Origin of the sequence: Pseudomonas sp. 39004 (genome assembly GCF_028682155.1) — a bacterium.
GTDB lineage: Bacteria > Pseudomonadota > Gammaproteobacteria > Pseudomonadales > Pseudomonadaceae > Aquipseudomonas > Aquipseudomonas capeferrum.
The window spans coordinates 1-19,571 of the sequence record NZ_JANIAG010000104.1 but is presented as its reverse complement, the minus strand read 5'-3'; the positions used below and the strand labels follow the sequence as shown (position 1 = coordinate 19,571).

The window sequence follows — 19,571 nt, the reverse complement described above, 5'->3', positions numbered from 1 at the left end:
CGGAGGCAAATGGATTTGTGCCAACCGTCGTCGGGCCGCGCCGTGCGTGCGCCTGCCCTGTCGCACACATCCGAATCGACCCTTTCGGAGACCGTGACATGGGATTGTCCCGCAGAGATCTGATCACCCGCCTCGCCGCCCTCGGCGGCTATTCGGCGACCATGGGCATGCTCGGGCAAAACGCCCTGGCCGCCACCTTCGAACCCCTGCAACTGGCCGCCAACGGCGGCAACGGCAAAACCGTGGTGATTGTCGGCGCCGGCATTTCCGGCCTGGTATCGGCCTACGAGCTGCGCAAGGCCGGCTTCAAAGTCAAAGTGCTGGAAGCCCGCGAACGCGTCGGTGGCCGCGTCTGGACCCTGCGCCAGGGCGACCGGATCGAACACAACGACGGCACCCGCCAAACCGTCGAGTTCGACCAGGGCCTGTTCTTCAACGCCGGTGCCGCACGCCTGCCCAGCCACCACCTGACCATCCTCGGTTATTGCCGCGAGCTGGGCGTCGAGTTGCAGGTGCTGGTCAACAGCAGCCGCAACGCACTGGCCCAGCCAGACCTCAGCCGCCCACCCCTGCTGTTGCGCCAGGCCGTCAACGATACCCGCGGCCACTTCAGCGAGCTGCTGGCCCGCAGCGTCAGCCGCAACAGCCTCGACCAGGAGCTCAGCGCCCCGCAGCGCAAGGCCCTGCTGGACTTCCTCAAGGTCTACGGCGACCTCGACACCGAGCAGCATTACCGCGGTTCGGTACGCTCGGGCTATACCCGCTTCGCCGGTGCCGGCGACCAGACCCCGATCCAACGCCAGCCAGTCCCCCTCGACCAACTGCTGGACAACAACCTGCTGTTGCCCCTGGTGTTCGACGAAATCCCCGAGTTTTCCTCCACCATGTTCCAGCCCGTCGGCGGCATGGACCAGATCCCCAAGGCGTTCTACCGGCAGGTCAAGGACAGCGTGCAACTGGGTGCCGAAGTGCTCAGCGTGCAGACCGGGGAACAAGGCAGCCGTGTGGTCTGGCGCGACCGCAAGAGTGGCCGGCAGCATGTCGAAACGGCCGACTATGCCATCGTCACCCTGCCCTTGCCGCTGCTGGCGCGCCTGGACACCAACTTCAGCGCCGAATACCGCAAGGCAATCGGCCTGGCCCAGGGTGACAAGGCCAACAAGGTGGCCTGGCAGTCGCCGCGCTTCTGGGAAACAGACTTCCAGATCTATGGCGGCCTTTCCTACATCAACCATGAGGCCCGCACCCTGTGGTACCCCAGCGACCGCCTCAACAGCGAGCAGGGTGTACTGGTCGCCACCTACAACACCGGTGAGGTTGCGCAGCAGTTTGCGGGCAAAGGCCTGCAGGCGCAGATCGCTTCTTCGCGCCAGGCGGTCGAGTCGCTGCACCCGGGCCACAGCCATAAGCTCGGCCGCCCGCTGGCGATCAACTGGTCGAAGATCCCGTTCAGTGAAAGCCCCTGGATCGTCCACGACGAGGTCGCCCAGCCGGGGTACGACATCCTCAACCAGCCGCAGGGCCGCACCTGGCTGGCCAGCGATGCCCTGGCCCATGGCGGCGTTGGCATCTGGCAGAACAGCGCTGCCGAATCCGCACGCCGGGTGGTAGGCCTGATCGCCCGCCACGCCAGCCAGACCGCGCGCGGCGTTGCCGCCTGACTCTAGAAGGAACCCAGACCATGCCACGTTTGCATTTGCTCGCCGGAGTGCTCATGACCCTGACCCTCAACGCCCAGGCCGACGGCATCAAGCGCATTGACCCGCCAGGCTCGAACTTCCCCATCTCACAGCTGGTGACCGTACCGGCCGGCAGCCAGCTGACGTTCGTCAGCGGCACCCTGCCCGACATCGCCGACCCCAAGGCAGCCAAGGGCAGCATTGCCGCGTTCGGCAACACCGAGACCCAGACCCGTTCGGTACTCGGCAAGCTGCACACGGCCCTGCGCAGCCAAGGGCTGGGCCTGGGCGACATCGTGCAGTTGCGGGTGTTTCTGGTTGGCGACCCCGACAAGGGCGGCAACCTCGACTTTGCCGGCTTGCAGGCGGCGTACAGCGAGTTCTTCGCCACTGCCGAGCAACCCCGCAAGCCTACGCGTACCGCGATCCAGGTAGTGGCCCTGCCGTTGCCCGGTGCCCTGGTGGAAATCGAAGCAATCGCGGCCAAGGCGCCCTGAGTGCGCCATGCCGTCAGCCAAGGAATTTCGTGCATGAAGCAACCTTTGACCACTGCCTCGCTGCTCCCCGTCGCCCTGCTCGCCGGGCTTAACACCGCAACCGCCATGGCCAGCGAACCCGCCACCTCGACACTGGGCACGGTGATCGTCACCGGCAACCGCAGCGCAGAAAAGCGCACCGTCACTACCAGCCCGGTACCCATCGATGTGATCAGTGCCAAGCAGCTGCAAGAAACCGGCAAACCCGGCCTGATGGAAGCGTTGAGCGCCACTGTGCCGTCCCTGACCCTGCCGGAAAAAACCGGCTGGGACGCCAGCGGCATGGCTCGCGCACCCAGCCTGCGTGGCCTCAATGCCGCCCAGGTACTGGTGTTGGTAAACGGCAAACGCCGCCACACCAGCGCGACCCTGAACATCAGCGGCATCAACGCCGGTGCTGCACCCAGTGACCTGGACCTGATTCCGATCAGCGCGATCGACCACGTCGAGGTGCTGCGCGATGGCGCCGCCGCCCAGTATGGCTCCGACGCAATCGCTGGGGTGATCAACGTGATCCTCAAGGCCGATGCCAGCGGTACGGCAGTGACCACCGCCGGGCAAGGCTACGACGGCAAGAAGCAAACCGTGCAGCAAAGCCTGAACAAGGGGTTCGAGATTGGCCGCGACGGCATCCTGCAGCTTGCCCTGGATGCGCGCAGCCAGAACGACGATAACAAGGCCAGTGCCAACGGCTACAGCCAGGCAGAAGCGCTCGACCGGGCCGGCAAGGTCACCTACGGCGGCTACGGCACGCCCAAGATCAACCTGCTGACCCTGGGCTACAACGCCGAACTACCGGTCAACGACGACCTCACCCTGTACTCGTTCAGCACCTGGTCGTACCGCAAAGCCGAACAAGGCCAGAACTTTCGCCTGCCCAGCATCGTCAACACCATCACCACCGGCCCCAATGGCTACCCAGTAGGCTACACCCCCACCTGGTACATCGAAGAGCACGATTACCAGGCGGCGATCGGGGCCAAGGGCCTGGTCAGCGAGTGGGACTGGGACCTGTCCAGTACCTATGGCCGCAACGAAGCCGAACAAGGCACCTGGAACAACCAGAACCCGTCCCTGGGCGAAGCCACGCCCAACCACTTCGAGTCCGGCACGTGGGTTGCCTCGCAGCTGACCAGCAACCTCGACCTGCACCGTACATACGACATCGGCCTGAACAACCCCCTGGACCTGTCCTGGGGGCTGGAGCAGCGCCGCGATACTTACCAGGTCCAGGCCGGCGACTGGGCCAGTTGGGCCGATGGGGGTTATTGCGTCAGCCCCGGCAATTGCGCCGCCTCCGGCGCACAGGTCACCAACGGCATCTCACCAGCCGAGGCCAGCAGCGCCAGCCGCAACAGCTATGCAGGCTACCTGGATGTCGGCTTCAACCCGCTGGCGCAGTGGTACTGGGGCGCCGCAGTGCGGTACGAACACTACGATCGCGGCATCGGCGCCACGCGCAGTGGCAAGCTGACCACACGCTACGAACTCACCCCCGCGCTGGCCCTGCGCGCCACGGTCAGCAACGGCTTCCGTGCCCCTTCTTTGGCCAACAGCCTGTTCAGTGCCCGCTCGACCACCTATGGCGTGGTGAACGGGGTGTATCAGTCCATCAACTACGGCGTGCTGCCCGTGAACAGCGCAGCCGCACAAGCCCTGGGCGCCGAAGCGCTGAAACCGGAGAAATCCACCCACTACAGCCTCGGCCTGACCTGGCAGCCCAGCGAGCGCCTGGCGTTCACCGCCGATGCGTACCTGATCAACGTGCGTGACCGCATCACCCTCACCGGCACCCTGCTCGGCCCGGAGGTGACCGACACGCTGCTGGCCAGTGGCATCGACTCGACGTCCGGCGGGCGCTACTTCACCAACGGCGCCGACACCCGCACCAAAGGCCTGGACCTGGTGGGCAGCTACGACCAGGACCTGGGCGGCGCTGGCTCGCTGAAGTGGACGGCAGCGTTCAACTGGAACGACACCGAGATCCTCGACTACAAGGAAAGCGTGAACATCCTGGGCACGCCGTATGAGCTGATGAACCGCGAGGCGCGCAATTTCCTGACCGACGTTCAGCCGCACACCAAGCTGATTCTCGGTGCCAACTGGCGCTGGGAGCGCTACCGCGTCAACCTCGGGCTGACCCGTTATGGTTCATGGCGCGAGGTGAATGACGCCAACGACCGCTCGCTGGACCGGGAATACAAGGCGCGCTGGATCACCGACCTGGACCTGGGCTACCAGCTGACCAAGGACCTTGAACTGGCCATTGGCGCGCGCAACCTGTTCGACGTGTACCCGGAACGCCAGGCGCCCAGCAGCAAGACCATGGTCAAAGGCTACGGGGCCTATTCGCCTTACGGGTTTACCGGTGGCTACTACTTCGGCCGGGTCACCTACAACTTCTGAAATACTTTTCGCACGCGAACCGCTGTGCAATTGACGGAAAACCTGCCTCGTGGTCTCCTAATGCCTCGCGTTCAGGTGCCCCTTCAGGGGTGAAACGGGAAACCGGTGCGTCACAGGCCCTCGACCAGGGCCGGACAAACCCGGTGCTGCCCCCGCAACGGTAAGCGAGCGAAGCGTCTAGACCACTGTGCCGCATTACCTGGCATGGGAAGGGGCGCTTTTCAGGAGCGCTGCTCCTCCTCGTTAGCCCGGAGACCGGCCTGGCGTTCATGAACAACACCCCGCGGTGGGCGGGCGCTGTCGCATTCCCCTGGGCGGATCACGTTCGGGGCTGCCGCGCTTGCCCGTTGCCCACAAAAAGCAGAGGAACGCGTCATGCCCGTCACCAGCGCCAAACACAGCATTGCCACCCCCGTTACCCTCAGTCAGCGTGTCGTCATCGCCGTCGGCGCCAGCCTGCTCGGCCTGTGCCTGGTCTACTTTGCCGGCTTCTCGCACATCGAGGCCGTGCACAACGCGGCCCACGACACCCGTCACAGCGCTGCCTTCCCCTGCCACTGAGTACGCCCCATGATCACGCGCATCGCCCGTACTGCGGGCTTCAGCGGGCTGCTTGCAGCCTTGCTGCTGACCCTGCTGCAAAGCTTCTGGGTTGCTCCTTTGATCCTTGAGGCGGAAACCTACGAGTCTGCAGCCCCTGCTGCCGAGCATCACGCACACGGCGCCGAAGGGGCCGCAGCCCATGAACACAGCGACGAAGCCTGGTCGCCCGAAGATGGCTGGCAGCGCATCCTGTCCACCACCGGCGGCAACCTTGTTGTCGCGGTCGGCTTCGCCTTGATACTCGCCGCCTTGTACAGCCTGCGTGAGCCCAAGCGCGCAGCGACAGGGGCGCTGTGGGGCCTGGCGGGCTTCGCCGTGTTCTGCCTGGCCCCTACCCTGGGCCTGCCACCGGAGCTGCCGGGCACCGCGGCCGCTGACCTGGGGCAACGTCAGGCCTGGTGGATCGGTACCGCAAGTGCCACCGCGTTGGGCCTGGCCCTGCTGGTGTTCGCCCGCCACTGGCTGGTGAAGGCGCTGGGCGCCGTGTTGCTGGTGCTGCCGCATGTCATTGGCGCACCGCAACCTGAAGTTCATCAGAGCCTCGCACCCGAGGCCCTGGAAGCGCAGTTCAAGATCGCCTCCTGGCTGACCAACGCGGCCTTCTGGGTGGCCTTGGGGCTGCTCAGCGCGTGGCTGTTCCGCCGCTCCAGCCGGGCTTGATGGCGTTCGACACCTCGGTGCCGACACTGTACGCCGGCTTCGGCTGCCGCCGGGGCTGCCCGGCGGACACCCTCGAAACCCTGCTGCGCCAGGCCCTGGACCACCACGGCCTGGCACTGCCAGCGCTACGCGGTATCGCCAGCATTGCCTTGAAGGCCGACGAACCTGGCCTGCAGCAACTCGCCACGCGCCTCGGCGTGCCGTTGCTGCTGTACGATGCCAGGCAACTTGCCACCTACGAACCGCTGCTCAGCCATCGCTCGGCCATTGCCCACGCACACAGCGGTTGCTGGGGTGTAGCAGAGAGCGCGGCGCTGGCCATGGCCAGACAGCACCTCGGCGCTGCCAGGCTGCTGGTTACCCGCCAGGTGTACGGGCCGGCTACCCTCGCCCTGGCCTGCGGGCGATAATTGCGCCAACCATTCATTGCAAGGATTTTCCATGACGGTCTACTTCATCGGCGCCGGCCCCGGCGACCCGGAACTGATCACGGTCAAGGGCCAGCGCCTGATCCGCCAGTGCCCGGTGATCATCTATGCCGGCTCCCTGGTGCCCGCTGCCGTACTCGATGGCCACCAGGCCGAGACCGTGATCAACAGCGCCGAGCTGCACCTGGAGCAGATCATCAGCGCGATGCGCACGGCACACGCACAAGACCAGGACGTGGCCCGGGTGCACAGCGGCGACCCGAGCCTGTATGGCGCGATCGGCGAGCAGATCCGCTACCTGCGTGAGCTGGGCATCGACTACCAGATCATTCCGGGTGTCACCGCCACCGCCGCCAGCGCGGCGTTGCTGGGCTGCGAGCTGACCTTGCCGCAGGTCTCGCAAACGGTGATTCTGACCCGCTTCGGCGACAGCTCGCCGATGCCCCCCGGCGAGCAACTGGCCGATCTGGCGCGCCATGGCAGCACCTTGGCCATCCACCTGGGCGTGAAACACCTGCCGCGTATCGTCAGCGAGCTGTTACCCCACTATGGCCAACAGTGCCCGGTTGCCGTGGTCCATCGCGCCACCTGGCCGGACCAGGACTGGGTGCGTGGCACCCTGGAAGACATCGTCGAACGCGTTGCACTCAAGGATTTTCGCCGTACCGCGCTGATCCTCGTCGGCCATGTGCTGGGCGATACGCCGTTCGCCGAATCGGCCCTGTACCGGGCCGGGCACGCACACCTGTATCGCCCCGGCGACTGAGCATTGCCAGCCTTGGCACTGGCGTAGCAGACTCAAGGCTCCCGCCTGCAAACAGGAGCCATGCCAATGCTGGAACTTCGACCCAACTGCGAGTGTTGCAACGCCGACCTGCCGGGGGATAGCCCGGACGCGTTGATCTGCTCGTTCGAATGCACATTCTGCCGAACCTGTGCCGACACCCGCCTGCACGGCCGCTGCCCCAACTGCGCCGGCCAGTTGCTGGCACGCCCGACACGGGTCGGCCAAGCGCTGGCCAACAACCCTGCCTCGACCCTGCGCGTAGTCAAACCCCACCCCGCTTGCGCCTGACAGCCCTGCGCAAATAGGCATCGCCACGCCACGCTGGCGGTGCTTCTCCCTCTTTTTGTAGGACTTTTCAACAATTCCTGCTGGGTTTATCAACAGTCCTATACTCGGCATTACCAAACTTCGGGAATGGTCGTATCTTGCAGCGCTTCCGATAACCCCACTTGCAGACGTATTCCTGAGTGTTCCAGGAAGCGGACCACATCCCTACAGGAGTTTTCTTGATGACAACCGTCCTGATCGTCGACGACCACCCCATCGTCCGGCTGTCCCTGCGCCTATTGCTCGAACGGGAGCGCTTTAACGTCGTCGGCGAAGTCGCCAATGGCAGCGAAGTCGCCCAGGTGGCACGTGAACTGCGGCCGGACGTGGTGCTTCTGGACATCGGCCTGCCCGGCCTGGACGGCATGGAGGTAATCAAGCGGCTTCAGTGCCTGGAGCCGGTGCCCAAGATCATGGTGCTGACCGGCCAGGCCACCGACCTTTATGTACGGCGCTGCCTGGATGCCGGCATCGGCGCCTTCGTCACCAAGGACGAAGACCACGAAGCCTTGCTGTTTGCACTGAAGGCCCTGGTCAAAGGCTATTCGACCTTCCCGCAGATGTCGGTCAACAGCAACTCGCTGGAGAGCGAGTCGATACGCCTGGGCAGCCTGTCCAACCGTGAAATGGAAGTGCTGCGGCGCCTTGCGCGCGGCGAAAACAACAAGAATATCGGCACCTGCATGAACCTCAGCGCCAAGACCATCAGCACCTATCGCGGCCGCATCATGGACAAGCTCAAGACCGAATCGCTGGTGGAAATGGTCGACCTGGCCAAGCGCAACAGCGTCAACTGAGCCCAGCTGCCATGAAGCGCCTGCTGGCGAGCGTTCTACTGGTCATCGGCCTGGCCGGCTCCACCGGCCTGTTTGCCGACAGCGAACAGAGGCAATTGCTGGCGCGCTCGATCAGCGCCGCAGCGCCCTTGCAACTGGGCGACCAGGACCGCCAATGGCTGCAACAGCGTGGCCGCCTGGTGCTGGGCAGTTCGCGGCCTGATTACCCGCCGTTCGAAATCAACATCAGCCAGCATGATTACGAGGGCCTGAGCGCCGATTATGCAGGCATCATCGCCGAGCAACTGGGCGTCCCGATCGAAGTCCGGCGTTTCGACAACCGCCACCAAGCGATTGCCGCGCTGCGCGACGGCCGCATCGACCTGCTGGGTAGCTCCAACGCATTCGAGGCGGCGGATGCCCAGCTCGGCCTTAGCGAGCCTTACGCCGACGACCTGCCGGTGATCGTTACGCGCGAAGGCCGCACCTTGAAAGACACCCCAGACTTCAATGGCCTGCGCCTTGCGATGGTCGACCACTACCTGCCCGCCAATACCGTGCGCGCGCTCTACCCCAAGGCGCAATTGAGCCTGTACCGCTCAACCCTGGCAGGCCTTGCCGCAGTGGAACTGGGCGAGGCCGATGCCTACCTGGGCGATGCCATCAGCACGGATTTTCTCATCGGCAAGAGTTACCAGGGCACGGTAAAGATCGACCACTTCTGCAAGGTGCCGCCCGGCACCTTCGCGTTTGCCCTGGCCAATGACAACCAACGCCTGCGCAGCCTGATCGACAAGGCCTTGGGCAGAATCACCGAAAGCGAGCGCCTGACCATTCTGCGCCGCTGGACCAGCGGCAACACCAGCCTGCTGCTGGAGCGCCACCTGGCGGCCCTGACCGCTGAAGAAACCGACTGGATCGCCCGCAACCCCACCGTCAAGGTGCTGGTCAACACGTCGCTCGCACCGCTGACCTTCAACGACGCACAGCACCGCGCCAGCGGCATCACCCTGGAACTGCTCAAGCAGATATCCCTGCGCACCGGGCTGCACTTCAAGCCATTGGAAAGCCAGTCGGCGCAGGCGATGGTCGATCGCCTGGCACGCGGCGAGGCGCACATGATCGGCGCCCTGGGCTACGGTACGGAGCGCGCCAGGCAGTTGCGTTTTACCCGGCCCTACCTGGTCAGCCCACGGGTACTGGTCACCCGCAACGACGCCACATCACCTGCCCAGGCCAAGGCCCTCGACGGCCAGCGCATAGCCCTGGTGCGCGGCTCGCCGCAACGAGCTAAGCTCGAGCGCCGCTACCCGCGCGCCAAGGTGGTCGAAGTGGACAACCCCCTCGGGCTGATGGAAGCAGTGGCCAATGGCGCCGCCGACGTGGCCTTGAGCAATCACATCAACGCCACCTACTACATCAACCACGTGTTCAAGGACCAGCTGCGCATCGCCAGTGTGCTGGACGACAGCCCGGCCATCGCGGCATTTGCGGTGGCTTCGGACCAACCGCAACTGCAGGCCATTCTCGACAAGGCACTGCTAAGCATTCCGCCGGAAGAGCTGGACCAACTGATCAACCGCTGGCGCACCAGCACACTGGTCAGTGACAGCCCATGGCGCGATTACCGCACGCTGGCGCTGCAAGTGCTGGTGCTGTCGGCGCTATTGCTGGCCGGGGTGGTGTTCTGGAACAGCTACCTGCGCAAACTGATCCACCAGCGCACCGACGCCCAGCATGCCCTGCAGGCCCAGCTGGCATTGAGCCGCGGCCTGCTCGAACAGCTGCGCCAGGCCAAGGACGACGCGGAGCAGGCCAGCCAGACCAAAAGCACCTTCCTGGCCACCATGAGCCATGAAATCCGCACACCGATGAACGCGGTAATCGGGCTGCTCGAACTGGCCCTGGAAGACAGTCGCGGCGGCCGCTGCGATACCCAGACCTTGCAGACTGCCCACGATTCGGCCATTGGGTTGCTGGAGCTGATCGGCGACATCCTCGACATTTCGCGCATCGAGTCCGGGCACATGACCTTGCAACCGGTCCCCTGCAACCTGGTCGAACTGGTACGCAACACGCTGCGGGTATTCGAAGGCAATGCGCGGATCAAAGGCCTGCACCTGCACAGTGCGCTGCCACCTTCACCGGGTTGGGTCATGGCAGACCCGCTGCGGCTCAAGCAGGTGCTCTCCAACCTGATCAGCAACGCCATCAAGTTCACCGAGCGCGGTGAAGTGCATGCCAGCCTGACCCTGTCGGCCCAAGGCAGCAGCGGCGAGGTGCTGGTTGAGCTGTGCGTGCGTGACACCGGCATTGGTATCAACCCTGAGGACCAGGCCCGCCTGTTCAATGCCTTCGCCCAGGCCGACGGCCCGCGGGCACGCCAGGGCGCCGGCCTGGGGCTGGTAATCAGCCGCACCCTGGCCGAACTGATGGGCGGTACGCTGAGCCTGCACAGCGTCGAAGGCGTGGGCACCAAGGTGCAGGTCAGCCTGCAATTGCCGGCCAGCCAGGCGCCCGCGCCTGCCGAAGCGCTTGCCCCTGTCCTTGAAAGCAGCAGCGGCCCGCTGAACATTCTGGTGGTCGACGACTACCCTGCCAATTTGCTGTTGCTGGAGCGGCAACTGAACACGCTGGGGCATCGCGTGACCCTGGCTGAAAACGGCGAAGCGGCGCTGTCGCGCTGGCAGGCGGCCCGGTTCGACCTGGTGATCACCGACTGCAGCATGCCGATCATGGACGGCCATGAACTGACTCGGCGCATCCGCAGCCTGGAAAGCGAAGGCGCGCTGGCGCCCTGCCGGATTCTCGGCGTCACCGCCAATGCACAGGCTGAAGAGCGTGCACGCTGCCTGGCCAGTGGCATGGATGAATGCCTGTTCAAGCCCATTGGCCTGCAAACCCTCAAAACCCACCTGCCGCACGCCAGCGCGCATGCGCAGCCTGTGCCAGCCCAAGGCAGTGGTTTCAACCTGAACGAATTGCGCCACCTGACTCAGGACGATGAACAACTGACGCGCCACCTGCTGGAACAATTGTCGCAGAGCGCCAGCGAAGACCTGGCCGCGCTGCGTGCGCTCGGCCCCGACGCAAGTGGCGATGCTGTGCGTGCCTTGGCCCATCGCATCAAGGGCGGGGCAAAAATGCTCAAGGTACGCACACTGGTCAAGGACTGCGAAGCCATCGAGCATGCGCAAGCCCAAGGGCTGCCTACGGCTGAACTGAGGCAGCAACTGCAGACCAGCATGCAGACCTTGTTGCACGAACTGGCCGACGCCCTCAGTGCAATTGCAACGTCGAACTGATCTGGCTGATCGCATCGACCACGTGGCGTGAGCCCTGCTGGATTTCCATGATCACCGTACCGGCTTCGTTGGCCAGGGCGACGCCATGGCCGGTGCGGGTCAGGCTCGACTGCATGCTGGCCACCGCCAACAGCGACAGGTCGTGGTTCTGGCGCACCACATCGACGATCTCCAGGGTTGCCTTGCTGGTACGCGCCGCCAGGTTGCGCACTTCATCAGCGACCACGGCAAACCCGCGCCCATGCTCGCCGGCACGTGCCGCTTCGATGGCGGCGTTCAGTGCCAGCAAATTGGTCTGGTCGGCAATACCGCGAATGGTCAGGACAATCTGCCCGATCACATCCGACTGTTTGCTCACCGCGTCGATGCTGCGCGCCGCGTCATTGAGCTCCTGGGAAATCTGCTCGATCACCTGCACCGCCTGTTGCACCACCTCGGTACCCTTGCGCGCGCAGGCATCGGTCTGCATGGAGCTGGCATGGGCGGCATCGGCGGCGCTTTGCTGGGTGCAGACCTGGCTGGTGATATCGCTGGCGAACTTGACCACCTTGTACAGCCGGCCCTTGCTGTCGAAGATCGGGTTGTAGGAGGCTTCAAGAAAGACCGTCTGGCCTTGCTTGTTGACCCGCTCGAAGCGGTGCGAGTGGTATTCCCCGCGGTTGAGCGACGCCCAGAACTCCCGGTACGCCGACGACTCCCGCTCCTGTGGCAGGCAGAACAGCCCGTGGTGGCGCCCCACCACCTCTTCCAGGCGATAGCCCATGGTGGTGAGAAAATTCGGGTTGGCCTTGATGACCCGGCCGTCCGGGGTGAACTCGATCACCGCCATGGAGCGGCCAATGGCCTTGAGCAGGCTTTCACTCTCGTGCTCCTGCATGACCCGCTGGCTGATGTCCGACGCCACCTTGATCACGCTGGTGACTTGCCGCTGCTCATCCAGCACCGGCATATAGCTGGCTTCAAGCCAGACCTCACGCCCTGCCTTGTCGACCCGCTCGAAGGTGCCGCTGATAGCCTTTCCCTGCCCCAGTTCGCGCCAGAGCTGCTGGTATTCGGCTGTCTTTACGTAGGCCGAGTCGCAGAACAGCCGATGATGCTTGCCGCGTAATTCTTCGACGCTGTAGCCCATGGCCTGGCAGAAGCGCTCGTTGGCGTCGAGAATGGTCCCATCGGGCGCGAACTCGATCATCGCCATCGAACGGCTGATTGCCGCGAGCTTTGCTTGCGCACTGGCCAGTGCCTCGTGACTACGCTGGATCTCGACGAGGTCGGACTTGCGATGGAAATCGAACATGACGCCGGGCTCCTTTATGCGCGGGGTTTCCTGAGCATAGATGGGCAACAGCGCCGTGCAAGCACATTGATATCACTTTGTAATTAGTCCCCGAGGCCTTCATACACAAGGCGCTGAGCCTCAAGAACTCTAAGCCTCAAGAACTCTCGCGCACCATCAGTTCGAACCCAAGGTCCTGCTGCTCGTTGGCCACCCGCTTGCCGTCAAGCAACGTCAGCAGCGCCAGCGCGGCCCCCCGGCCTACGGCTGCCCTAGGTGTGCGAATCGAGGTCAACCGCGGGACCATGTGCGCCGAGGCGGGCAAATCATTGAACCCCACCATCGCGACCTGCCGCGGTACCTCAACCCCTTGGCGCAGCGCCTGTAGCACAGCGCCCTGGGCCAGGTCGTCGTTACAGAAGAAGATGCCGTCGACATCCGGCGCCTGCTGCAACAGCTGGCTGAACAACGCACTACCCAACGCGATGGAAGAAGGCTCGGGCGCCAGGATTTCCAGCTCCGTCGCTTGCAGCCCCGCTTCGGTCAGGGCCTGGCGGAACCCCTCGGCGCGCTGCATCACCCGCGGGTCGAGCTGCGCGGCAATGAACGCCAAGCGCCGCCGCCCGCGTTCGATCAGGTGCCTGGCAGCCGCACGCCCGGCCTGTTGCTGCGAGAAGCCCACCGACAATGCACCCGCCTCGCCACCCAACTCCATCATGTGCACGCAGGGCACGCCACTGGCCGCCAGCATCTGCCGCGATGCGTCACTGCGCTCGAAACCGGTCAGCAGCATGCCGCAAGGCTGGTAGGCCAGGTAGTTGCGGATCAGGTTCTCTTCTTCGGCAATATCGTAGTGATAGTTGCCGATCAAAACCTCAAGCCCGCGCGGGCGCATCACCTCGTGAATGGCTTCGAGGGTGTCGATGAACAACTGGTTGGACAATGACGGGATCAGCACCACCACCGACTGGCTGCGGGCCGAGGCCAGTGCGCGGGCGGCCGGGTTGGCGACATAGCCCAGGCTCGCCGCAGCAGCGGCAACCTTTTCGGCCAGCGCCGGGGCAACCGTGCTGACCCCGCGCAAGGCGCGGGATGCGGTGATCGGGGAAACCCCGGAAAGCCTGGCGACTTCTGCCAGGGTGGGACGACCGGTGGTGCGGGAGCCTGTTCGGGACATGAATGTTGTAATTTTACTACTTGCCAAGGGAGGGGAACGGCCACTAAGGTAGCGCTGTCTCAGGACGCAGGCAATGTAATCTTTGGTAGCCGTTCCGCGTGCTCGCTGCCAAGCGTCCATACTGCGTAAGGACAAGACCAATAACACCGGGGAGGTGGCTGTTCGTCAGCGACGAGACAGCGCTACCTCACCCCGCAGGAGGTACTGATGAATTCTCCCCTGTCCGCCATTGTGGTGATGGGCGTGGCTGGCTGCGGCAAAAGCTGCGTCGGTGCCGCCATTGCCGCCAGAAGCGGCGGCCGCCTGATCGAAGGCGACGCTTTTCACCCTGCCGAAAACATCCGCAAGATGAGCGCTGGCATCCCGCTGGACGACAACGACCGTGCCGGCTGGCTGGTGCACCTGGGCCAGGAGCTGCAGGCCACGGTCAACGCGGGCGAGCGCCCGATCCTCACCTGTTCTGCCCTCAAGCGCCGCTACCGCGATACCTTGCGCGCCTCCATGCCGGGCCTGGTGTTCGTGTTCCTCGAACTCACCCCTGCCGAGGCAGAAAAGCGCGTACTGGCCCGCCCAGGGCATTTCATGCCGGCAAGCCTCATCGACAGCCAGTTCGCAGCTCTCGAAGCCCCGCATGGCGAGCCGCTGACCCTGCCACTGGATGCCACCCAGCCCATCAATGTGCTTGCCGAGACGGTAGACAGCTGGCTAAAGCCCTGCGGTGAGCGGGACCTGGCGCAAACTGCCTGATCCAGGCGGTTTTTCCGGCTCACCAAAGACAGCGCTGTCTCGACCAATGAAAGCGCCTGAAGTTCAATAAAGCAACGCCCAAAACAACGATAAGACCGAGGCATAAAAACCATGTTCGGACTGGCTACTGATACCTTCCTGCTGCTCGACGCCCTGGTAACCATCATCGGGCTGATCCTGCTGATCACCCATTTCAAAGTTCACCCCTTCGTCGCCCTCACCCTCGCGGCCGGCTTCCTCGGCCTTACCTCCGGCATGCCGGTGGCCAAGGTGATGAAATCGTTCCAGGACGGTTTTGGTGGTGTGCTGGGCTTCGTCGGCATCGTGCTTGCCCTGGGCACCATGCTTGGCAAGCTGATGGCCGATTCCGGCGGCGCCGACCAGATCGCGCAGACGCTGATCCGCGCCTTCGGCAAGAAGAACGTGCACTGGGCCATGATGTTCGCCGCCTTCCTGGTCGGCATCCCGCTGTTCTTCGAAATCGGCTTCGTGCTGCTGATCCCGCTGGTATTCATCGTCGCCCGGCGCTCCGGGGTCTCGTTGGTGAAAATCGGCATCCCGCTGCTGGCCGGCCTGTCTGTGGTTCACGGCCTGGTGCCGCCGCACCCGGGGCCGCTGTTGGCGATCGGCATCTTCAATGCCGACATCGGCAAGACCATCTTCTATGGCCTGATCGTGGCGCTGCCTACCGCGATCATCGCTGGCCCGCTGTTCGGCAACTTCATCTCGCGTTACATCCCGGGTAACCCGTCCCAGGAGCTGATGGACCAGATCGCCAAGGAGTCCGATCAGGGCAACCTGCCGAGCTTCGCCGTCACCCTGCTCACGGTGCTGCTGCCGGTGGCGCTGATGCTGCTCAAGACCTTCGCCGACGTGGTGCTGCCCGCCGAGCATATCGTGCGGCAGTGGATGGACTTGATCGGCCACCCCATCACCGCCCTGCTCGCCGCCTTGCTGCTGGCCTTCTATACCTTCGGCGCGGCGCGTGGTTTCAACCGCCAGCAGATCATGAAGATGCTCGACCAGAGCCTGGCACCGACCGCTGCCATCGTGCTGATCGTAGGGGCCGGCGGCGGCTTCAAGCAGATGCTGGTGGACACCGGGGTCGGCAACGTGATCGGGCAGATGGCGGTGCAGGCGGAAATCTCGCCGATCATGCTGGCCTGGCTGGTGGCGGCGGTGATCCGCATCGCCACCGGCTCGGCGACGGTCGCCACCATCACCGGCGCAGGGATCGTCGCACCGGTGATCGACATGGTACCGGGGGTCAACCGTGAGCTGCTGGTGCTGGCCACTGGCGCGGGTTCGCTGATCCTGTCGCACGTCAACGATGCCGGGTTCTGGCTGGTGAAACAGTACTTCAACATGACCGTGGCCGAGACCTTCAAGACCTGGAGCATGATGGAGACCATCCTTTCGGTGGTGGGCATCATCTTCATCATGTTGTTGTCGATGGTGGTGTGACCGTTGATCGGGATGGGGGCACCCAGCGTCTGCTCGGCGGCCCAATCGAGGTAGAAGCCCTCATCCCGATGCAAAGGAGATTGCACCATGATCCGCCCCTTCCTGCTCGCAGCCGTGTTTGTTTCACCGCTGACCCTGGCGGTCGGCACCGGGCCGACCTACCCCGACGACCCGCACAACCCAGCGCCCCAGCCGGGTGTCGACAGCACCCTCAACCCGATTGAAAAACCGATGCCACGGGATACCGACCCGCGCTTGCAGGGCAATGACCCCGACAGCCCGCCTGCCACGCAGAATGATGAACATGATTTGCCCGGCATGGAGGGTAGCGGTTCGCAAGACAGCAACAAGGCAGGCGCCAGCAAGCCCTGACGTCGCTGCGCGAGCGCCAGGCGCTACTACTGCGGGGTTACCACTGCCGCTTGTCTGGCCTGGTCAACCCCAGCTTCTCGATCCGGTAACGCAGCATATCCCGCGACAAGCCCAGCATTCGCGCCGACTTGGTCACGTTCCAGTCAGTCCGGTCCAAGGTCTTGCGCACCAGGTCCCGCTCCATGTCCGGCAGGCTGGTGCCGGGTTCAGGCTCATGCCGTGGCATCTCGAACACCATAGGCGCCTGTTGCTGAATCAACGGTTCGTCGATCAAGCTCATGCACAGGTTCAGCTGATGGGTCTGGATCACCTCGTTGGGCGCCAGCAGCACTGTCTGCTCCAGCATGTTGCGCAGCTCCCGCACGTTGCCTGGCCAGCTGTAGCCCAGCATCAAGGCCTCGGCCTCGGCGGAAAAACGCAGGTTAGGCTTGCCATAACGGCGGCCATGGTGCGCCAGGAAATGCCGAGCCAATAGCAGAATGTCCTGCCCACGCGCATACAACCGCGGCACCTTGAGCGCGATGATGCGCAGCCGGAAGAACAGGTCGCGGCGGAACTTGCCCTGCTGCACCATCTGTTCGAGGTTGCAGTTGGTGGCACTGATTACCCGCAAGTCGACCTTGCGCTCCTTCACCGCACCAATGCGGCGGATGCTGCGGTCCTCGAGCAGCTTCAGCAGCTTGGCTTGCAGCACCAGGTCCATCTCGCCGATTTCATCGAGGAACAGCGTGCCCCCATCAGCGGCCTCGACCAGGCCCACCCTGCGCTCCTTGGCATCGGTGAAAGCACCTTTCTCATGGCCGAACAACTCCGCCTCCAGCAAATTGGCCGGGATCGACGCGCAGTTGAACTCGATGAACGGCCCCTTGCTGCGCAACCCATCGAAATGCAGGGCCCGGGCCACCAGCTCTTTGCCCGTGCCGGTCTCGCCTTCGACCAGTACCGGGGGCAGGTCGTCGCTGGCCATGCGCCGCTCGGCATCCAGCACCTGTTGCAACGTGTGCTTGAGGCTGAGCATCACCGGCGAGTCGCCGATCAGTGCCTGCAACCCGGACTTCTGCGCCTCGCGCTCCTGGTAGAACGACAGGGTGCGCTCCATCCGCTCGGCCGCCAGGGCCTTGTCCAGGGTCAGCTTGAGCTCGGCCAGTACCACCGGCTTGGTCAGGTAATGGAACGCGCCCTCCTTCATTGCCTGCACGGCATCTTCGACGTTACCGTAGCCGGTCATCATGATGACTTTGAGCGCCGGCACCTGTGCCACCAGGGCGCGCAACAGGTCGTGCCCGCTCATGCCGGGCAACGAGTTGTCGGTCAGCACGGCGTCGGGCTGGGCCTGCTTGACCTGCTCCAGTGCAAGCTCGGCACTGTGGCAGACCGTCACCTCATAGCCCTTGAGGCTCAGGTAGGTGCGAATGTTGTCAGCAAGGATTTCATCATCCTCGACTACCAGGATGCTCTGTTCCATGGTCCACTCCCGCTGCGATATTGAAAGTAAGGCTGACGCGGGTTCCTTCCTCTTCGCGGCTGCTCAGGCTGACCGAGCCGCCAAAACGCTCCATGATGCGTTGAGCCAGGGCCAGGCCTACGCCGAGGCCGCCCTGTTTGGTGGTAAAGAATGGTTTGAACACCATCCGTTCCTGCTGTTGGCTCATGCCTTTGCCGGTGTCACTGAGCAGCATGACCGCACGCTGGCCGTCCGCCACGCTGACCTGGGCGCGCAACACACCGCCTGCGGGCATGGCCTCGATGGCATTGGAAAACAGGCTGTTGAGAATCTGCGTGAGCTGCAGCGGCTGGCTGGCCACGTACTGCAGCTCGGGGCCTTCGTAGCAGAACTGCACCCCGTTGCGCGCGATCTGTTGGGCGAAGGCCAGGTGCGTGTCCTCGATGGCCGCGACCAGGTCCACCGCCTCGGGCTCGTCACTGGCCGGGCGCAGCGATACCAGCAGGTCGCGCACCCAGCGTGACATGCGGTCGACCTGGCCGATGATATCGTTGATGTTCTTCTGCGCGGTGGGGTTGGCGATTTCCTGGGCCAGCTCGGCGCTGGAGCGGATGTTGGCCAACGGGTTGCGCAGGCTGTGGGCCACCGCCGAGGACATTTCGCCCAGCGCCCCGTAGGTTTCGCTGGCCACCAGCCGGTCTTGCTGCTGGTCGAGCATGAGCGCCGCCCGCCGCACGATCCAGAACAGGCCGAAATAGATCAGCGCCCCGCCTAGCAGGGTCGAGGCCCAGATCAGCACATAGCCCCGCTGGATACGCCGGATCAGGTCCTGCGGCTCTTTGTAGATCTCGACCATCGACAGCACCTGCTCACCCTGGCTGTCGAACAGCGGGATGTAGTTCTCGATGAACAGGTACTCGGGTTCACGCAGGAATTTCTGTTCTTCACGGTCTTCCTCAGCCTTGTGGTAGCTGGCAGAAACCGCCTTGCGCGAGCGGAAGGCGTGCTCCAGATCGCCATCCTCCTCGATGCGTTTGCCAATCAACTGAGGGTTGGTGGACCAGACGATGGTCCGGTCACGGGCATAGACGTTGGCCAGCAGGGTGTCGGGCAGGTGTTCGACGTGGTCGAGGAATTCGACGCGGGTCGACTCGGCCAGCGCCGGGGTGACTTGCAGGTGCTGCAGGTCCAGGCGGGGGTCGAGCAGTTCACCCATGGTGGTACCCGGCGGCAACTGCGAATGGCGGACTTCGGCCTGGGCCATGGCCTGGATGAACTGTGCAGTGAGCATGGCGTCGCGCTCGACACTGTCACGTACCACGAAGCGCGTCGACACGTAACCCAGGCCACCGGCCACCGAGGCGATGATCAACAGGCTGATCAGGGAAAACCAACGCAGCAGGTTGAACTCGCGCAGCGGTGCCGCGAGACCACTGGAGGCCGCAGAGGCTTTGTCGGGCATTTCGTTGTCCAGCATCTGCATTGAGTGGTTCCCGCGCAGGGAGTCCGTTCTGAAGCGCAGCCTTGCTACGGTTGGTAGCAATTTAATAGCACTCCACCTGGGCCGCCGAAGCTGCCATCTGTTGC

At 64.1% G+C, this 19,571-nt stretch carries 16 protein-coding genes, 2 pseudogenes and 1 riboswitch; of the genes and pseudogenes, 13 read left to right on the top strand and 5 right to left on the bottom strand.

The annotated features are described in order from the left end of the window. Positions 1–98: 98 nt before the first annotated feature. The 10 genes from NP534_RS17770 (at position 99) to NP534_RS17725 (ending at position 11,507) form a co-directional block, all read left to right on the top strand. Positions 99–1,661, top strand: a complete 1,563-nt coding sequence (locus tag NP534_RS17770) for a flavin monoamine oxidase family protein (protein ID WP_274099573.1) — start codon at positions 99–101, stop codon at positions 1,659–1,661. Positions 1,662–1,681: 20 nt separating this feature from the next. Next, entirely contained in the window at positions 1,682–2,176 is a 495-nt protein-coding gene (locus tag NP534_RS17765) for a RidA family protein (protein WP_274099572.1), read from the top strand. A 33-nt stretch (positions 2,177–2,209) separates the two neighbouring features. Next, positions 2,210–4,621 (top strand): TonB-dependent receptor plug domain-containing protein, encoded by a 2,412-nt coding sequence (locus tag NP534_RS17760; protein ID WP_274099571.1) that lies wholly within the window; start codon positions 2,210–2,212, stop codon positions 4,619–4,621. Between the two features lie 56 nt (positions 4,622–4,677). Continuing rightward, positions 4,678–4,899, top strand: a riboswitch (cobalamin riboswitch). Between the two features lie 97 nt (positions 4,900–4,996). Continuing rightward, entirely contained in the window at positions 4,997–5,182 is a 186-nt protein-coding gene (locus NP534_RS17755) for a CbtB domain-containing protein (protein ID WP_027593390.1), read from the top strand. A gap of 9 nt (positions 5,183–5,191) precedes the next feature. Next, the gene (locus NP534_RS17750; RefSeq protein WP_274099570.1) at positions 5,192–5,884 is read left to right on the top strand and encodes a CbtA family protein; all 693 of its coding nucleotides are present in this window, start codon (positions 5,192–5,194) and stop codon (positions 5,882–5,884) included. 17 nt (positions 5,885–5,901) lie between these two features. Beyond that, the gene (locus NP534_RS17745; protein WP_274099574.1) at positions 5,902–6,294 is read left to right on the top strand and encodes a cobalamin biosynthesis protein; all 393 of its coding nucleotides are present in this window, start codon (positions 5,902–5,904) and stop codon (positions 6,292–6,294) included. 31 nt (positions 6,295–6,325) lie between these two features. Then, the gene (gene cobM, locus NP534_RS17740; protein WP_274099569.1) at positions 6,326–7,078 is read left to right on the top strand and encodes a precorrin-4 C(11)-methyltransferase; all 753 of its coding nucleotides are present in this window, start codon (positions 6,326–6,328) and stop codon (positions 7,076–7,078) included. A 66-nt stretch (positions 7,079–7,144) separates the two neighbouring features. After that, complete coding sequence (locus NP534_RS17735) at positions 7,145–7,387, top strand: DUF1272 domain-containing protein (protein ID WP_033698001.1); 243 nt, start codon at positions 7,145–7,147, stop codon at positions 7,385–7,387. Between the two features lie 221 nt (positions 7,388–7,608). After that, on the top strand, positions 7,609–8,223 hold the full coding sequence (locus NP534_RS17730; RefSeq protein ID WP_033698002.1) for a response regulator transcription factor: 615 nt from the start codon (positions 7,609–7,611) through the stop codon (positions 8,221–8,223). 11 nt (positions 8,224–8,234) lie between these two features. Continuing rightward, positions 8,235–11,507 carry a transporter substrate-binding domain-containing protein gene (locus NP534_RS17725; RefSeq protein WP_274099568.1) on the top strand — a complete coding sequence of 1,091 codons (3,273 nt, stop codon included), beginning with the start codon at positions 8,235–8,237 and terminating at the stop codon, positions 11,505–11,507. Here NP534_RS17725 and NP534_RS26820 read toward each other — a convergent pair. The 3 genes and pseudogenes from NP534_RS26820 to NP534_RS17715 all read right to left on the bottom strand — a co-directional run. After that, positions 11,482–11,907, bottom strand: a pseudogene (locus NP534_RS26820) (methyl-accepting chemotaxis protein); the annotation flags it as partial. The gene NP534_RS17725 and the pseudogene NP534_RS26820 sit on opposite strands and share 26 nt — an antisense overlap. 111 nt (positions 11,908–12,018) lie before the next feature. Beyond that, positions 12,019–12,801 (bottom strand): annotated as a pseudogene (locus NP534_RS26815) (PAS domain-containing protein); the annotation flags it as partial. Positions 12,802–12,937: 136 nt separating this feature from the next. Further along, the gene (locus NP534_RS17715; protein ID WP_274099566.1) at positions 12,938–13,957 is read right to left on the bottom strand and encodes a LacI family DNA-binding transcriptional regulator; all 1,020 of its coding nucleotides are present in this window, start codon (positions 13,955–13,957) and stop codon (positions 12,938–12,940) included. Between the two features lie 207 nt (positions 13,958–14,164). Here NP534_RS17715 and NP534_RS17710 point away from each other — a divergent pair, with 207 nt between their 5' ends. The 3 genes from NP534_RS17710 (at position 14,165) to NP534_RS17700 (ending at position 16,540) form a co-directional block, all read left to right on the top strand. Further along, positions 14,165–14,704: a gluconokinase gene (locus NP534_RS17710; protein WP_033698006.1), complete on the top strand. Its 540-nt coding sequence runs from the start codon at positions 14,165–14,167 to the stop codon at positions 14,702–14,704. A 111-nt stretch (positions 14,705–14,815) separates the two neighbouring features. After that, entirely contained in the window at positions 14,816–16,168 is a 1,353-nt protein-coding gene (locus NP534_RS17705; RefSeq protein WP_033698007.1) for a GntP family permease, read from the top strand. Positions 16,169–16,255: 87 nt separating this feature from the next. Then, positions 16,256–16,540: a hypothetical protein gene (locus tag NP534_RS17700; protein ID WP_274099565.1), complete on the top strand. Its 285-nt coding sequence runs from the start codon at positions 16,256–16,258 to the stop codon at positions 16,538–16,540. Positions 16,541–16,577: 37 nt separating this feature from the next. Here the strand turns inward: NP534_RS17700 and NP534_RS17695 are convergent, their stop codons facing one another. Together NP534_RS17695 and NP534_RS17690 are read right to left on the bottom strand one after the other, a co-directional pair. Next, positions 16,578–18,005: a sigma-54-dependent transcriptional regulator gene (locus NP534_RS17695; protein ID WP_274099564.1), complete on the bottom strand. Its 1,428-nt coding sequence runs from the start codon at positions 18,003–18,005 to the stop codon at positions 16,578–16,580. Next, positions 17,974–19,467, bottom strand: a complete 1,494-nt coding sequence (locus NP534_RS17690) for a sensor histidine kinase (RefSeq protein WP_274099563.1) — start codon at positions 19,465–19,467, stop codon at positions 17,974–17,976. Before NP534_RS17690 ends, NP534_RS17695 begins: the two co-directional genes overlap by 32 nt. Positions 19,468–19,571: the final 104 nt, after the last annotated feature.